This is a genomic window from Parasphingorhabdus sp., from assembly GCF_048269915.1.
Classification (GTDB): Bacteria; Pseudomonadota; Alphaproteobacteria; order Sphingomonadales; family Sphingomonadaceae; genus Parasphingorhabdus.
Genome location: NZ_JBLWTY010000001.1, coordinates 77486 through 93299, shown reverse-complemented (window position 1 = coordinate 93299; position 15814 = coordinate 77486). Strand labels below are relative to the sequence as shown.

Annotated in this window: 13 protein-coding genes; 8 read left to right on the top strand and 5 right to left on the bottom strand. The window is 56.3% G+C overall.

What is annotated here, in order from left to right:
• Positions 1-24 precede the first annotated feature (24 nt).
• Genes ACN0WX_RS00405 through ACN0WX_RS00385 form a run of 5 tightly spaced genes read right to left on the bottom strand, consistent with a single transcriptional unit; the run spans position 25 to position 4684 of the window.
• The gene (locus ACN0WX_RS00405; protein WP_417620277.1) at positions 25-783 is read right to left on the bottom strand and encodes an SDR family NAD(P)-dependent oxidoreductase; all 759 of its coding nucleotides are present in this window, start codon (positions 781-783) and stop codon (positions 25-27) included.
• Positions 780-1820, bottom strand: coding sequence for a phosphotransferase family protein (locus tag ACN0WX_RS00400; RefSeq protein ID WP_417620275.1), 1041 nt, complete (start codon positions 1818-1820; stop codon positions 780-782). Before ACN0WX_RS00400 ends, ACN0WX_RS00405 begins: the two co-directional genes overlap by 4 nt.
• Positions 1820-2995: an acyl-CoA dehydrogenase family protein gene (locus ACN0WX_RS00395; RefSeq protein WP_417620273.1), complete on the bottom strand. Its 1176-nt coding sequence runs from the start codon at positions 2993-2995 to the stop codon at positions 1820-1822. Before ACN0WX_RS00395 ends, ACN0WX_RS00400 begins: the two co-directional genes overlap by 1 nt.
• 58 nt (positions 2996-3053) lie before the next feature.
• Complete coding sequence (locus ACN0WX_RS00390) at positions 3054-3353, bottom strand: hypothetical protein (RefSeq protein WP_417620271.1); 300 nt, start codon at positions 3351-3353, stop codon at positions 3054-3056.
• Positions 3350-4684, bottom strand: a complete 1335-nt coding sequence (locus ACN0WX_RS00385) for an acyclic terpene utilization AtuA family protein (RefSeq protein ID WP_417620269.1) — start codon at positions 4682-4684, stop codon at positions 3350-3352. Before ACN0WX_RS00385 ends, ACN0WX_RS00390 begins: the two co-directional genes overlap by 4 nt.
• Positions 4685-5062: 378 nt before the next feature.
• Between ACN0WX_RS00385 and ACN0WX_RS00380 the strand changes: the two genes are divergently transcribed.
• The 8 genes from ACN0WX_RS00380 (at position 5063) to ACN0WX_RS00345 (ending at position 15731) form a co-directional block, all read left to right on the top strand.
• On the top strand, positions 5063-6151 hold the full coding sequence (locus ACN0WX_RS00380) for an amidohydrolase family protein (protein WP_417620267.1): 1089 nt from the start codon (positions 5063-5065) through the stop codon (positions 6149-6151).
• A gap of 12 nt (positions 6152-6163) precedes the next feature.
• Entirely contained in the window at positions 6164-6367 is a 204-nt protein-coding gene (locus ACN0WX_RS00375; protein WP_417620265.1) for a ferredoxin, read from the top strand.
• 71 nt (positions 6368-6438) lie between these two features.
• Entirely contained in the window at positions 6439-8088 is a 1650-nt protein-coding gene (locus ACN0WX_RS00370; protein ID WP_417620263.1) for an AMP-binding protein, read from the top strand.
• Between the two features lie 63 nt (positions 8089-8151).
• Positions 8152-9324 carry an LLM class flavin-dependent oxidoreductase gene (locus ACN0WX_RS00365; RefSeq protein ID WP_417620261.1) on the top strand — a complete coding sequence of 391 codons (1173 nt, stop codon included), beginning with the start codon at positions 8152-8154 and terminating at the stop codon, positions 9322-9324.
• Positions 9325-9344: 20 nt separating this feature from the next.
• Entirely contained in the window at positions 9345-9992 is a 648-nt protein-coding gene (locus ACN0WX_RS00360) for an NADPH-dependent FMN reductase (protein ID WP_417620259.1), read from the top strand.
• A gap of 61 nt (positions 9993-10053) precedes the next feature.
• Positions 10054-11658, top strand: coding sequence for a spinster family MFS transporter (locus ACN0WX_RS00355; protein WP_417620257.1), 1605 nt, complete (start codon positions 10054-10056; stop codon positions 11656-11658).
• 215 nt (positions 11659-11873) lie between these two features.
• Entirely contained in the window at positions 11874-13025 is a 1152-nt protein-coding gene (ribB, locus tag ACN0WX_RS00350; RefSeq protein ID WP_417620255.1) for a 3,4-dihydroxy-2-butanone-4-phosphate synthase, read from the top strand.
• 483 nt (positions 13026-13508) lie between these two features.
• A complete protein-coding gene (locus tag ACN0WX_RS00345) occupies positions 13509-15731 on the top strand; it encodes a TonB-dependent receptor (RefSeq protein ID WP_417620253.1) in 2223 nt (740 codons plus the stop codon).
• Positions 15732-15814 lie beyond the last annotated feature (83 nt).

Sequence of the window (15814 nt, the reverse complement as noted above, 5' to 3'; positions counted from 1 at the left end):
TCTCTCAAATCTGGGGCTGGGCGGTCAGTTTGGAAGGCCGCCGTCAACCTGGAGGATGGATCCTGTGGTGTAGCTGGACGCGTCGCTCGCGAAGTAGATGGCGGCGCCAACGATCTCGTCTGGCTTGCCGCCGCGTTCGAGCGCTTGGCGACGCAAGGCCTTGCGGAAACCTTCGCTCCAGGCCGTGCTTATGTCGGTCTCGAAAGCACCCGCGAGGATCGTGTTGACGCGCACTTTGGGTCCGAAGGCGTGGCTGAAGCCGATACCGGCAGCGTTTAGCCCGGCCTTGGCCGCTGCATAGGGCACAATATGCGGTTGCGGTCGAATCGAACCGACGCTGCTGATATTGACGATCGACCCACCATCGCCGTTCGCCATGCGTGTGCCAACCAGCGCGCTGAGCCGGAAAGGGCCTTTCAGGTTCACGCCCAGTATCTTGTCGTAAAGCTCCTCGCTGATTGTATCGACGCTGTCATAGCGCGGCGACATGCCGGCATTGTTGATGAGGATGTCGACCTTGCCAAAATGATCATAGCTTGCCTCGACGAGGTTGCCGACATCGTCCCAGTTGCCGACATGGCAGGCATGGGCGAGCGCATTGCGGCCGGTTGTTTTTTCGACGATGGTGGCGACCTCTTCGCAGCCGGCGATCTTGCGGCTAGCGATAATCACGTCTGCGCCGGCTTGGGCAAGGCCCATCACCATTTGCCGACCGAGACCGCGGCTTCCGCCGGTCACGAGAGCGACCTTGCCGGTCAGGTCAAAGCGGTCGAGTGCGTTCAAGATCGGTCTCCGAAATAGGGCGAGCCGGTTTCGAGCGTTACGGTCGCTAGTCCCATGAAGCGCCGGATACGCGGCACCATCTTTTCATAGCGGGGATCGGGTACGGTGCGTTTGCGGTTGTTTTTCACGATCAACGCAGAGGTCGCGACGTGCTTCAGCCAGATCAGGGCGATGAACCAGTCGAGGTCGACGATCTTGCGACCGGCGCTCTCCTCATAGACAGCAAGCAATTCTGCGATGTCAGGCATGCCTTCGCCCGGCGCCTTGGCGGTCGGGTGATCGGGGTCCGCCATGACCAGAAACCAGGCGAGGTCGATGCGCGGATCGCTGACAGACCAGATTTCCCAGTCGATAGCGGCGAGGATGTCGCCGCCGCGACAAATGAGGTTGCCCAGCCGCCATTCACCATGCAGCGCGGCCGGGGGGAGGGCGTTGGGCACATTCGCCAACAGGCCATTGCGCACTTTCGCTAATCCTTCGGACAGATCGCTATCGACAGTTGCGAGTGCACGATCCCAGCGCTCGACTTCGTCGCGCGGGCTGATTGCAGGTTCGTCGCCGAGATCGAGCGTGCCGATATCGACGGAATGAAGGCGCGCCAGCATCCGGCTCGCTCCGATTGCACGGATGCGCGCATCGGAAGGGGAGGGCGGAGCCTTCGTCATATGATAGGGTTCGTGCGATTCCCCTTCGACGAAAGTCATGACGAACAATGGCGGCGTTTCGGGCGGAGTGCCTGTATCGGTTCCCAGGATTTTCGGAACCTTGACACCGTCGACAGAGGCAAGCGCATGCATCAGCCGCGCTTGGCGCAGAACGTCTCGATTGCGGACCGGCGGCAGGCCGGGCGGCGCGATTTTGATGACAATCCGTTTATCCTCTCCACCTTCGACTTCTGCTTCATAGGTGAGGCTCGACGCCCCGCCCTTGAGTGGCTTGATCGAAACGATGGATGCGGAAGGCCAACTCTGTCGCAGGGCGGATTCAGCCCGTTCGGCAGCTTCGGTAAGATTCAGTTCAATCCTCGGCCGGGCCATTACTTGCCCCCGTAGGACCGCGGCAGGCCCAATACATGTTCGGAGACATAGTTGAGCACCATTTCCTGAGGCACAGGCGCGATGCGCATGAGCCGGGATTCCTTGAAATAGCGCTCAACATCATATTCGGTCGCGTAACCGAAGCCGCCATGGGTCTGCATCGCGGCGTCGGCGGCCTCGAAAGCCGCGTCGGCGGCCAGTAATTTGGCGATATTGGCATGTTCACCACAGGGCAAGCCGTTGTCATAACGCCAAGATGCTTCGCGGATCGCGAGTTCTGCCGCCTTGAGATGGGCATAGGCCGTGGCCAAAGGAAAGGCGACGCCCTGATTCTTGCCGATGGGATGGCCGAAAACGACGCGTTCATTGGCATAGCCGACAGCCTTGCGCAGCGCAGCGCGACCGATGCCGAGTGCCTCCGATGCGATCAGGATGCGTTCGGGGTTGAGGCCGTCGAGCAGATATTGGAAGCCCTTGCCTTCTTCTCCGACGCGGTCTTCGACTGCGACCCGCAGATCGGTATAGCGCGTTTCGCACGATACCACGGCATTGCGGCCCATTTTGGGGATTGGCCGGATGTCGACTTCGGGGACCTGTAAATCAGCGAAAAACAGCGTGAGCCCGTCTGTTCGGCGTGCGCATTCCTCAATTGGCTTTGTGCGGGTAAGCAGCAGGACTTTTTCGCAAAATGGGGCTTTGGTCGTCCAGACTTTCTGGCCGTTGACGATATAGTGATCGCCATCGCGCCGCGCGCGTGTCTTGATGGAGGTCGTGTCGGTTCCGGCATCCGGTTCGGTCACCCCGAATGCGACATGGAGCTCGCCCTTGGCGACACGGGGAAGGTATTTCGCCTTCATCTCGGCGCTGCCGTGCTTCACCACCGGATTGGCACCGAACACCGAGATATGGATAGCTGAAGCTCCGTTCATCGCGGCGCCCGAGGCGGCGACTTCTTCGAGCAGGATAGAGGCCTCGGTAATTCCGGCACCGCTGCCTCCATATTCTTCGGGAAGGGCGATGCCGATCCAGCCGTCGTCGGCGAGCGCATTATAGAAGTCCATCGGGAACTCGTGATTGGCGTCATGCTCACGCCAATAAGCGTCGTCGAAATTTGCACAGAGTTTGGCAACGCCCTCGCGGATCGCGGTCAGGTCTGTATCGGGTTCGAAATTCATCTCATAGCTCCAGCTAGGTATGGGTCGGTCGGTAAGGGCATCTGGGCGTGTTTCCCGATCAGATATCGATGTCGAGAATAAGGGATTGCATGGACTTGCCATGCGGGTCGGCGCGCAGCGATAGCGAAACGCCGCCCCCGAGCGCCCCGTCGAGGACGAAATTGAGTCCCTTGGTTCCGGGCATTTCGTAGCGGGTTACGGACCGGCTTACGAGCGAACCATAGGCATCGCGCACGGCCTTGGCGGTCAGCTTCGAACGAAGTAGCGTATAGTCATCCTCGTTATAGGGAAAGACACAGACATTACAGATGTCCCCCTTGTCCCCAGAGCGGCTGAACGCAATTTCTCTTAACTTCATAACGATAGAACCTCGGTGGTAATGTTCACATGTTCCCTCGGGAGGAAGGCTGGCGTGACCCCGATAAAGGGAGCGATGGACCGGGCATGGCCTCCGCCGCCTGCGGGGCCGAAATAGGTTACCATTTCAAGCTGCTGGCCAAGCGCTTGCGCAGCCGCTTCGGTTCGGCAACGGGCAGCGAAACGAAGCCGCAACTCCTGAGGATTATCTTGATTGTCCTTTTGCAGAAGGCCGTCATGCAGTGAGTTGTAGCCTTGCAGGTCGGCGCGTGTGTCGAGAATATCTCCGCCAAGAGTCTCGGCTCTCTTGCGAATGACTTCTTCGGCAAGTTGGGCCCGGTCCATGCAGCCTGGCCCACCGAAGGACATTTCGCCGACAACTTTCCAGCCATAATCGAGCCCGACCATTATCTTCAGATCGGCAGGGCGACGATGTGCGGTCGCCCCATAAACGCGGACACGATCGGGAGCGACATCCTCAACAACGACTTCGCAGAAATCGGCCACGACATCGGGGGTGAAATATCGGGAAGGATCGTGAATTTCATAGGCCAGCTGCGCTTTGACCGTCTGCGCATCCAGGCGTCCGCCTGTCCCGGGAAGCTTGGTGACTTCGATCCAGTCCTTGGTCACCTCCGCCATCGGATAAGCGAGGTCGTGCAGATCGGGCACAATGCGATATGGCGGGTCCGCGAAGTTGCCGCCTGTGATATGATCGCCGCACTCCAGCAAGTGGCCGGCGAGAATGGCATGGGCGAGGCCGTCCCAGTCGTCGGCAGCCCAGCCGAGTTCGTGGCAAATCGGTCCGACATAAAGGGAAGGATCTGCAATACGGCCGCCCAGAATGAACTGTGATCCCTGTTCCAGCAACGTAACGATTGATTCCGCGCCTATATAGGCATGTGCCGAAATGACCTGATCGCCGAGATCCCGGACACGGCATCCCAGTTCAGGCAGCTCGACATTCAATTCCAGAATCTGGTCCAGCACGTCATCACCATGGACGACGCCGATTTTAAGATCCTGAAAGCCCGATTCACGGAAGCACTGCAAGGCCAGCTTGGCACCTGCCTCTGGATTGGCGCTTCCGAAATTTCCGACAATCGTGCCGCCTCTGCCTAAAAAGGGCGTGAACCGGCGGCAAATATCGCCAAGCTGAAGGTCGTAACCGGTCTCGGGGTCGTTTCGCTTCCGGATCTGGGCAAGCGCCAAGGTCCGTTCGGCGAGGCAGTCAAAGGCCAGATAATCTACTTTTCCGCTGTCCGCGAGCTGAATAGCCGGTTCCAGCCGGTGTCCGGCCATTGCCGAGCCGCAGCCAATCGAAATTTTCACCAAGCCTTCTCCCCTAGACAATTCCGCTACGCTCATTGGGCGGGGCCGAATCGATTTAAACGCACATTTGCTTCGGCTCGGGATACGTAGACCTCAAAGTCCTGACGTGCCCATCCGTGCCGACGCCGCTTCCATTGCACGGCAAGTCGAAAGCGTCAACATAAACTTGATGGTCAACCAATAATACTAATAAGAATTTTTTGGCATGTCCCGCTAAGCGGCAGAGCGACGGCTTCCGAGCTTATTTGTTGATCGCCGAAGAAATTCTCGAGTAGTTAAACTATTTGCTTGACCAATAAGATAAAGCTCTGCATCCTGCGATTCGAATTTAGGGGCGGCCTCAAGTGCCGCATGTGTAGGAAGGCTAAAGAAGAACCAATGTTGAATCAGAAATCACAGGCTCTGGTCGTCGATTGCGACACCCATTTCTGGCAGCCGTTGCAGCTATGGGAATCCTATATCGACGAGGAGTATCGCGACGCGATCCGTCAGGTGATCGACACCAGCGAACTCGTTCCGGCAGCTGCGCGTGTAAGGGTTGAAGAGGCCATGAAAATCAAGGGTGGTGACTATCCAGAGGAGCGGATCGAATGGATGGATGAAGAGGGCATTGATGTCTGCATCATCTACCCCACCACGATGGCCTTTCTTTGCTATCATGAGGATATCGACATTGCGGCGGCCGCTTGCCGCGGGCTTAATCGATGGGCCGCCGAATTTGCCAAGGCAGCGCCGGACCGGCTTCTGCCTTGCATGGTCTTGCCCTGGTATGATCCCGCACGCGCGCTCGAGGAGTTTCACATTGCGCACGAACTTGGATTGAAGGTCGCCTTCTCGACGCCGACACCCTCGCTTGAACGGCGTTGGTCGGACCCCGATTACGATGTGCTCTGGCAAGCGTTGCAGGACAAGGATGTCGTGATGACATTCCATGAATTTACGCGCGTTCCGGGTACGGCATCTTCGCTCGTGGCGAGGGCATCGTATAAGGATCAGTATCCGATGATGTACCTCTGCGGGCATACCGTGGAGATTCAGCTCAGCATGATGGATCTGCTGCTGGGCGGCGTATGTGATCGCTTTCCGAAATTGAAAATCGGGTTTGTCGAGGCGCACGCAGCATGGTTGCAGGGTTGGCTGGAGATGCTCGATTCCGTCTGGGAGCGTCCACTGACGGCTCAGGCGCGTATCGAAAGCGGGAATGCGGACGCTCTCTCGCCCAGCGATCTCTTCCGCAGGCAGTGCTATGTCGTTGCCTTTCCCGACGACCGCGGATTGGATTTGCTGGTAGAGCGGGTTGGCTCGCAGGTTGTCACGCTGGGAAGCGACTATCCGCATCCGCAGACAACCTATGGTTTGGTCGAGTTGTTCGACGCGTCTTATGACCAATTCGATGAACAAGTCCGGCGCGACGTGCTTGGTGAAAGTGCTGCCCGCTTCTTCGGGTTGCCAGTGTCCGCGTCCTGACGAGGGAGTAATATGGCAAAATTTCGTGTCTCTGTAGATTCTGAGCGTTGCATTGGCGCCGGCCATTGCGCGCTTCAGGCTCCCGAGGTCTTTAGCCAGGACGAGGATTATGGCGTCGTCATACTGCTGGAAGAATATCCGTCCGAAGAGTTTCACGAGCGTGTTCGTGAGGCGGCTAAGGTTTGTCCGGCGCGCATCATCACGATCGAGGAGTAAAGCTGAATGTATTCCGTCAGGATAAAATCGATCCTATCCCTAGCGAACCTCGAAAAACGAGGGGGTGTCACTTGATTGACCCAGTGAGCAAGATACCGGTCGCAGAGCGTTCAATTACGCATGTTCTTGCCAGACAGGCTGCCGCACGGGGCGACAAGCTGGCGTTCCGTGATGCCAATGTGGCTGTGACCTATGCCGAAGCGCAGCGCGCGGCATTCTGTATGGCCAATCATCTGCTGGCGCTTGACCTAAGTCCCGGCGATGCTGTCATAACCTTCCTCAACAACCACGCGGATGCCCTTTCGATCTGGCTGGGTCTCAGTGCAGGCAGAATGGTGGAGGTGCCGGTCAATCCGGCCTATCTGGGTGCGATGCTCCACTACGTCGTGGGCCATTCCGGCGCGCGCGTAGCATTTGTTGAACAGGAATTCTGCAACCGCATCGCCGATATTGCCGATGATCTTCCCGACCTCCGGACGATCATTGTTCGCGGCGGAAGCGGGGAGGGGCTGCCCTCCCGATTCAATGTTATTCGATACGAGACTCTACTGGAGGGCGTGGAGACGCCGCTGGAGCCCGCATCTGCATGGGATCAGATGGCGATCATGTATACGTCTGGTACGACGGGCGCGTCGAAGGGTGTGATCATTCCTCACGCCCAGGCTTTTTGCGCAGCCTTGTCCTATTCAAAGACGAGTGCTGACGATGTGATGATGGTGTCGCAACCGCTGTTTCACATTGGGGGCCGGTGGCATGGCGTATATAACGCACTCGTGCACGGGGCGACGGCAGTGATCCCCGAACGGTTTTCGGCCAGCGGCTTTTGGGATGAGGTTCGGGAATATGGCTGCACCTCCGCGTTGCTGGTGGGTGCGATGGGTGATTTTCTTTGGAAACAACCTAGTCGGCCGGACGATCGCGATCATCCGTTGCAACGCATGCAACTGGCGCCGCTCATCAAGGAAGCCGACGCTTTTGCCAAGCGTTTTGGAGTGGAACTCGTAACCGGTTACGGGATGACCGAACTCGGCGTCGCAATTTATTCCGAGCCGGGGGAGAAAATTCCGCTCGGCAGCACCGGTCGACTTCGCCCCGATTTCGAAGCGCGTATCGTTGACGAGCACGATGTCGAAGTGCCGGAAGGCAAAACTGGCGAACTTGCGGTTCGGGGGCGTCATCCATGGACGATCATGAATGGCTATCACGACATGCCCGAGGCGACGATAGCGGCTTGGCGGAATCAGTGGTTCCATACCGGCGATGCAATGCGCCGTGATGCAGACGGCTATTATTATTTTGTCGACCGGAAAAAGGACGCGATGCGCCGAAGGGGCGAGAACGTCTCGTCTTTCGAGGTCGAGGCGCAATTGCTCTCCCATGAAGATGTGATGCAGGCGGCGGTCGTTGCCGTGCCGAGCGAGCATAGCGAAGACGACATTTTAGCGGTGGTCGTGGTGCAGGAAAGCGTCACGCTCGATCCGGCCGAGTTGCTTCGTTATCTCGTCGGGAAGCTGCCCTATTTCATGGTGCCGCGATATATTCGCGTCGTTGACGCCCTGCCGATGACGCCGACCTTCCGGGTCAAGAAACCGGAACTGAGGGCCGAGGGCATTACCGAAAATACTTGGGACTGCGAGCAGGCTGGCTTGCGCGTAACGCGCGACGGATTGGTGTCTGTGACGAAGAAGCAGAGGTCTGCGGAAGTCGAACGCCAGCAATAGCGGGTGCGATAGTGAAGAATTTTAAATGGCTGGAAAATCCAGTAAATTAAGGGGATTAGCATCATGCATGTAGGATTGAGTTTGTTGTTTCAGCGTCTTGGCGAAGAAAGCGATGCCGAGGTTTATCAGACGGAAATGGCGCTCGCCGTGCGCGCGGAGGATGATGGCTTCGATTCCGTATGGACGCCCGAGCATCATTTCAGCGATCATGGTGTGACGCCGCAAGTTCCCCAGTTTCTGTCCTGGATTGCTGGACAGACAAAGCATATCAAGCTCGGGTCGATGGTAATGGTCCTTCCCTGGCATGACCCGATACGGGTATCTGAATCGTTCACCCTGCTCGACCATCTTTCGGAAGGGCGTTCAATCCTGGGTATCGGTCGCGGCTTGGGTCGGAGCGAGTTTGAGGCATTCCGCATCCCGATGGCTGAATCGCGTCGTCGCTTTACTGAATATACGCCAGCGATTTTGGAATCCCTTGAAACCGGATATATTGAAGCCGACGGTGAACTCTACAAGCAGCCACGCATCGCCATCCGCCCGGCTCCGCTAAAATCCTTCAGGGGACGGACATTCGCCTCGGCAGTGTCTCCGCAGTCCATCGACCTGGTGGCTAAGCTTGGCGTTGGTCTGATGATCATTCCGCAAAAGCCATGGCATATCGTTGAGGAAGAATTGGCCGGCTATGCGAAGCGTTTCCGCGAAGTGACTGGTGAGGAAGCGCCCAAACCGGTCCTCGCGGTCAATGTCGCAATCGGCGAGACAGAAGCCGAAGCCGAGGAAATGTATGAGAAATATTTGATGGGGATGTCGAGATCGACGTCCGAACACTATGAATTTCAGAACAAGAATCTGGCGAATATTGAAGGCTACGAATATTATGGAGCGCTCGCGAACAACATTGAAAAGCACGGCATAGACAAGTTCAACCGCTTTCTTGCCGATCTGCAGATCTGCGGAACGGCCGAGCAGGTGACGGCGAAATTGATGGACTATGTCGACCGGATAGATGCGGGAGCCGTTCTTGCGATCCTTACCTTCGGTGGCATGTCGCGCGAGACGGCTTTTGCCAATCAGGAACGTTTCGTCAAACATGTTTTGCCAGCGCTGAAGGCGCATGACGTTGGTGGGGATATTGGGGTGCGTCATGCGCCCGGCCATTTTGAAAATCGGGCAGCTGGGGGTGATGCACCCGACAAAGATGATAATGGCCTGACCGTCCCCACGGCATTCTAATAGTGGGAAGATTGGGCAGCATGTCGAAAAGAATCAGACCGGCAGTCTCACGACCGCTCATCGTCGGAATCGGCGGGACGACACTCCCGGGCTCGTCAACGGAGCAGGCATTGAAGCTTGCGCTGTCGTCGTCGGAGAACGCGGGTGCACGTACGCTCCTTTTTGATGGATCATCGCTGACCTGCTTGCCACATTTTGGCACGGATAAAAGCCAGTCGTCTGACGAGGGGCACCGCCTTGTCGACGCTGTTCGAGAAGCCGATGGCCTGATCATCGGATCTCCGGGCTATCATGGTTCGATCTCCGGGTTGGTAAAGAATGCAATCGATTATCTGGAGTTCACAGCAAAGGACGAGCGTCCCTATCTGGATGGTGTGCCGGTTGGCCTGATTTCTACAGCTTATGGCTGGCAGGCGACGGCCAGCACCTTGGCAGCATTGCGCTCGATCGTGCATGCATTGCGGGGTTGGCCGACGCCGCTCGGCGCATCTGTGAACAGTGCGGGCGGCATCTTTCTCGACGGGAGATGCACAGATGTCTCGGTCAGCAATCAGCTAGATATCGTCGGGAAACAAGTGGTTGAGTTTGCGCGACAGAGACTGGTCTCGTTTCAACATGATACAGCGACTACGAGCTTCCCCGCATGGACCGGGTTTCAGTCGGGTTGATTGTCGCGGTTCCGCACAGCTGCAGAGCAATATACCGCTTTCGGATACCCAGAGGAGTTGAATGATGAGCAACTGCTATCGAGCGTACGTGCTGTTCATCCTGATGCTGACTTACACGTTCAACTTTGTTGATCGTCAGATCATCACAATCCTAGCGCCTTATCTGAAGGCTGATTTAGGAATCTCTGATGCGCAGCTCGGGCTCTTATACGGCACTGCCTTTGCCCTGTTCTACGGTCTTTTTGGGATAGCGCTGGCCAAGCTGGCGGATGGCTGGAGTAGGGTGAAGACACTTGCGCTCGGCCTGTCGGTCTGGTCGTTGATGACCACGGCTTCGGGCGCCGCCTCTAATTTCGGGCAATTGGGCGCTGCCCGTATCGGTGTCGGTGTTGGCGAGGCAAGTGCATCGCCTGCCGCGATCTCGTTGCTTGGCGATTATTTTCGCAAGGAGCAGCGGTCGACGGTCATCGCTCTCTATCAAACAGGCGCATTTGTCGGTGCGGGCTTGTCTCTGATTATCGGCGGACTGATCGTTTCCGGCTGGCAATCGGCTTATGGTGACGCAGTTCATGCGCCGTTTGGGCTCGCCGGTTGGCAGGCCGCGTTTATTGGTGTCGGGCTTCCCGGTATTTTGCTTGCGGTCCTGATTTTAACAACTGTACGGGAGCCCGTGCGCGGTGAACTTGAGGGTCAGCCTCATCCGGGCAATCCCCGGCCTTTCCGCAGCGCATTGGCTGAAGCGGGGATGATGTTTCCACCTTGGAGTGTTTTGCACATTCTCCGGCTTGGTACATCTATCGATCTGCGGAAGAACCTGACGGCGATCGTCGCCGTGATCACGGCCATCGCCCTGACTACCTTGGCCACTGACGGGCTGTTATCGGAGAATCGCCGTTCAAGCCTTTTCGAAGTCGGGAGACTTTCGATAACGAGTAACCTCGTTCAATGGATGGCGATAGGCATCGCAGTTTACGCTGCATATAGCTGGACTCAGTCTATTCGTTTGCGCGACCCTGTCGCGCATCGGCTGATAGTCGGGTCGCCTACGTTTATGGGGCTCACTTTTGCCTGTGGCTTCATCACCATTTCCATGTATTCGGTGAATGCTTTCATCTTCCTTTATGCATCTCGCTATCTCGGTTTCTCCGCGGCTGACGGTTTCGGCTTGGGTGCTATTGCGGCAATAGCGGGTCTCATGGGAACCGCGACGGGCGGTTTGATTGGGGACTGGGCAAAACGATGGCATCCTTCCGGGCGCATCTACGTTGTCATGGTCACACAAACATTGTTTACGGTTGCGACCGCGATTCAATATGTGACGCCCAATGTTACGCTATTCTACGTCACCTATTCGCTGGCCACATTTTTGCTGCCGACCTATTTTGGTGCGATCACCGCCACGGTTCAGGATCTAGCATTACCGCGGATAAGAGGCATCGCATATGCCGTGCAGACGCTGGGAACGAGTATACTCGGCTTGGGTTTTGGCCCATATTGTGTCGGGTTGATCAGTGACATTAGCGGTGATCTGCGCATGGCCATTCTTAGTATTCTCATCAGCATGCCCTGCGCCCTGTTGTGCCTGTGGTTCGTTGCCCGGAACTTGCCAGAGGCAGAGCGAACACTCTTGGATCGTGCCCGTGCTGCGGGTGAATCCATTTCATAAACGCCTGATCGCCGCTGGCAATACAAGCAGCCTCTCCAATATGCGATTGCGTGTTTCCGCATGTTTGAAGTAGCAAACTCCACCCAATAAAATTGTTGATTGACCAGTAAGTAAAAATATCTCATTCTGGTTTTCACCGGTAATATTGGAGCAAGGCGCCAGCATCTTGCTTGTCAAGATCATGTCGCATGCCGCTTCGGACTAAGGAAGATTTGATGAAACAACCCTATTTTGATCAACTGGAGCAGGGCGTTTCTGCCTCTGACACACGCTGCCTTTCGTCGATCGAAGAGATCGTCGAGGAGGCCCGCAATGGCCGCCCCTATATACTCGTGGATGCCGAGGATCGCGAGAATGAGGGTGATATCATCATCCCGGCCCAGTTTGCTACGCCCGAGCAGATCAACTTCATGGTCCGTCATGCGCGGGGTCTTGTCTGTGTCGCTATCACGAACGAGCGGTCGCAGCAATTGCGGTTGCCGCCGATGGTCGCCGAGAATTGCGAAGGGATGCGAACGGCATTCACTGTTTCGATCGAGGCGAGCCAAGGGGTTACCACGGGAATTTCCGCGCATGATCGCGCGCGCACCATTGCCGCCGCGATCGATCCGACAAAGGGCCCCGACGATATCGTCTCACCCGGTCATGTGTTTCCGTTGGTCGCCCGTGATGGCGGCGTTCTTGTGCGCGCCGGCCATACGGAAGCGGCGGTCGATGTTTCTCGGCTCGCCGGGCTCAATCCTGCAGGGGTGATCTGCGAGGTCATGAATGATGATGGGACCATGGCCCGATTGCCAGATCTAGTCCCTTTCGCGCAATATCATGGCCTCAAAATCGGGACGATTGCGGATCTTATTGCTTATCGGCAGCGCACCGAGCAGCAGGTGGAGAAGGTGCTTGAAACACCGTTCGAAAGCATTCACGGATCCGACTTTCGTTTTTGCATCTATCGGAACACTTTGGACGGTACCGAGCATGCGGTCTTGGTGCGCGGCGCAATATTGCCTGACAAGCCCACGATGGTGCGTATGCATCAGGTCGATATCGGCGTTGATCTGCTCGGTCATGTCGAAGCGCGAACTGACTATGTTGCGGAGGCGTTGCGTGCGATCGGGCGGTTGGACGGCCCTGGCGTAGCTGTGTTTATCCGTGACCCCAATCCCGCGGCGCTTTCCGAACGCTATCGTACGGGCAAGGAAGGGGTGCGAGGTCAGGCGCTGCGTGATTATGGTGTAGGTGCGCAGATTCTCCACGATCTCGGTGTGAGCGAGATGGTCCTCCTGACCTCGAGTGCGGCGAAGCTCGCGGCCCTGGAAGGTTATGGTTTGAAGATCGTTGAACGTCGTCCGGTCATTGCGCGGGACTGACCGGAGAAGTCGGGGCTGTGCAATTTGGGCGCGCGATTGAGATATTCCAGAATTGCCACATTGAACGCTTCATTGTGAATCCGCGCAAACACAGATGCGGCTCGCGCTAATATATAACTAGTTGACCAAATAATAATATTGCTATCGCAAAGTTTGCATCGAAATGCATGATTCGGCTTTCTGGCGTTATCGCGATCGGTCGGTGTATGAGTGTGAGTTTGTGGAGGTCTCTGCGCATTTGCTGCAGCACGGCGGTTGTGCTTTTGTTGCTCTATGGACAACTGATGGAGCAGAGCAGGGTTTGTTTCCTCCATATTTGAGCTAATGCGCGCGCGTTTCTCGATTGGTGACAGTAGCTGGAAGGCTGTTTGCCAAAGTGCCGGAAAATGGCAATGTGATAGTTATAAACTAATTGGTTGACAAAATAGCAAATCTACGCAAAACCGCATCAATTATAAAAATAATAGGGTAAGGAGAGGATCGATGGTTTCACGGAAAAACATTCTGCTTTGTTCAACAGGCTTGGCAATTTTGGCGATGCCGTCGCTGGTTCATGCACAAGAGGTCGCGCAAACCGAGGTGGCTGAAGCGGCGAGTGAACAAGAACGTGATGGTGTGATTATTGTTACGGCAACCCGTCGCGAGGAGCGGTTGAATGACGTTCCGATTTCAATTTCTTCGGTTAGCGGCGACATGTTGTCGAAAGTGGGGGTGGCCGATACGCGCGATCTTGCGAATGTCGCTCCCAGCCTGCGCATCGAATCTATCGGTCCGTTCGTGCAGCCCGCGATACGCGGTGTCACGTCGACGAGTACCTTGCCTTCCGCCGATCCGAATGTCGCCACCTATCTGGACGGCGTCTATCAGCAGAATACGGTCGGAGCCATTTATGATTTGCCCGATGTCCGCCAAGTTCAGGTGTTGCGTGGTCCGCAAGGCACATTATTTGGCCGCAACGCGACCGGCGGTGCCATTATCGTCACTACGCTCGATCCCGAGTTTGACGCGCAGGGTCAAGTGAGTGCCGGAGTCGAGCGTTTCGGTACCGTCTATGGACGCGCCTTCGTTACGGCACCTCTCATTGACGATGTTCTCGCGTTCAGTTTGTCCGGTTATGCTCATCATCAGGGCAGCTTCCGGCGCAATGCGCTCAACAACTACAATCGCGAAAACAGCGATACCGACACCTATCTCGTTCGCGGAAAGATGCGCCTTGTTCCGGCAGATGGTGTCGAATTTATTCTTACTGGCCTCTATAGTGACCGCAACGATCACGAAAATTACTATTATACCAGCTATCAGGGGAGCAATGTTGCCAACCTCATTGCGCCGGGCACTGTGATTCCGACCGGACCTTATGACTATGCTGCCAATGTTCCAGGATCGGTACATTTCAAAAGCCGTAGCGTCAGCTTGCGCGGAACGATTGAGGCTGGTCCGGGTGAAATTTCGTCGACGACCAGCTATATCAATACGACCGGAAGGCTGATTGGCGACAATGACGGCACGGCTTTGCCGATTATATCAGTCGATATCGGCGTCTTTAGCCGGACTTTCACCCAGGAACTGATCTACTCGCTCGACGATGCGGGGCCGCTTAAGGGTGTTGCGGGATTCTACTACTATAACAATGAAGCAGGCAACAATCCTTTGACGTTCAACGATCTGGCTGCGGTGATCTGGTATGAGGATAGGGCCGAATCCTGGGCCGGTTTCGGCGAGTTCACCTATGATGTCAGTGACCGTTTCTCGTTGACTGCTGGCGCGCGCTACACCCATGAAAATGTGCGCGGCACCGGCTTTTTCACGGCCGGAACGATTGTGGAGCCCGCATCTTTGCCGGTCATCGGCGAGCGCAGCTTCAACTCCTTCACGCCGCGCGTTTCCGCTCTTTATCGGGTAAGTGATGCGACCAATATATACGCGTCATACAGCCGCGGTTTTAAAAGCGGTGGTTTCAACTCGCAGAATTTCCAGACCGCGCCATATGATCCTGAAACGCTCGACGCATTCGAGGTGGGGGTAAAGACAAGTGGGCGCGATTTGTCATTGAACCTTGCTGCATTTTATTATGACTATAGTAACCTGCAGGTCACCGCGATTGAAACCGGGGCGGGCGGCTCCGTCACGACCCTGCTTGCGAATGCGGCAAGCTCGGAAATTTATGGCCTGGAAGTGGATGGTTCCTGGAGGATTACGCCTGAATTCAACCTGAGTTTTGGTGCTGCCTATCTGCATGCCGAATATAGCAGCTTCCCGAACGCTTCGGTCCAGTCGCCGATCTTTACCGACTTTACATCGTCCTGCGATTTTCGCTCGGGTACGTCGGCGCTGATCGGCAACCAGACGCTGAGTTGTGATGTTAGCGGAAATCGCGCCATTCGTTCTCCAAAGCTCTCCGGCAATCTAACAGCGAACTACACGGTGCCAATTGGCGATGGTGACCTGGGCTTTAGTGGAACGGTTTACTATTCGTCGAAAGTCTATTTCGACTCCCAGAATCGGATCGTGCAGCCGGCCGCGGCGACGGTGAATGCGCGGGTCGCATGGCGGCCAAATGTAGATAGCGGTTTTGAGCTGGCCGCCTATGGGCGCAACCTCACCTCGTCGGATGTCATCCAGTCGGTCATCTCGACGACGGTCGCCGATTTAACCCGTTATAATCCGCCGACGGTTTATGGGTTGGAGTTACGTTACTCCTTTTAATTCGAAGAGCTCTCTCTTCACAGCTGCCCCGCATCGGCCGGTCCTTCTTTGAAAGATGAAGGGCAGGCTGGCGCGGGGAATTT

Excerpts from the sequence above, each read along its gene's own strand:
- ribB (WP_417620255.1), top strand. The coding sequence starts at position 11,874 with ATGAAACAACCCTATTTTGATCAACTGGAGCAGGGCGTTTCTGCCTCT.
- ACN0WX_RS00355 (WP_417620257.1), top strand. The coding sequence starts at position 10,054 with ATGATGAGCAACTGCTATCGAGCGTACGTGCTGTTCATCCTGATGCTG.
- ACN0WX_RS00345 (WP_417620253.1), top strand. The coding sequence starts at position 13,509 with ATGGTTTCACGGAAAAACATTCTGCTTTGTTCAACAGGCTTGGCAATT.
- ACN0WX_RS00390 (WP_417620271.1), bottom strand. The coding sequence starts at position 3,353 with ATGAAGTTAAGAGAAATTGCGTTCAGCCGCTCTGGGGACAAGGGGGAC.
- ACN0WX_RS00380 (WP_417620267.1), top strand. The coding sequence starts at position 5,063 with ATGTTGAATCAGAAATCACAGGCTCTGGTCGTCGATTGCGACACCCAT.
- ACN0WX_RS00365 (WP_417620261.1), top strand. The coding sequence starts at position 8,152 with ATGCATGTAGGATTGAGTTTGTTGTTTCAGCGTCTTGGCGAAGAAAGC.
- ACN0WX_RS00375 (WP_417620265.1), top strand. The coding sequence starts at position 6,164 with ATGGCAAAATTTCGTGTCTCTGTAGATTCTGAGCGTTGCATTGGCGCC.
- ACN0WX_RS00400 (WP_417620275.1), bottom strand. The coding sequence starts at position 1,820 with ATGGCCCGGCCGAGGATTGAACTGAATCTTACCGAAGCTGCCGAACGG.
- ACN0WX_RS00395 (WP_417620273.1), bottom strand. The coding sequence starts at position 2,995 with ATGAATTTCGAACCCGATACAGACCTGACCGCGATCCGCGAGGGCGTT.
- ACN0WX_RS00360 (WP_417620259.1), top strand. The coding sequence starts at position 9,345 with ATGTCGAAAAGAATCAGACCGGCAGTCTCACGACCGCTCATCGTCGGA.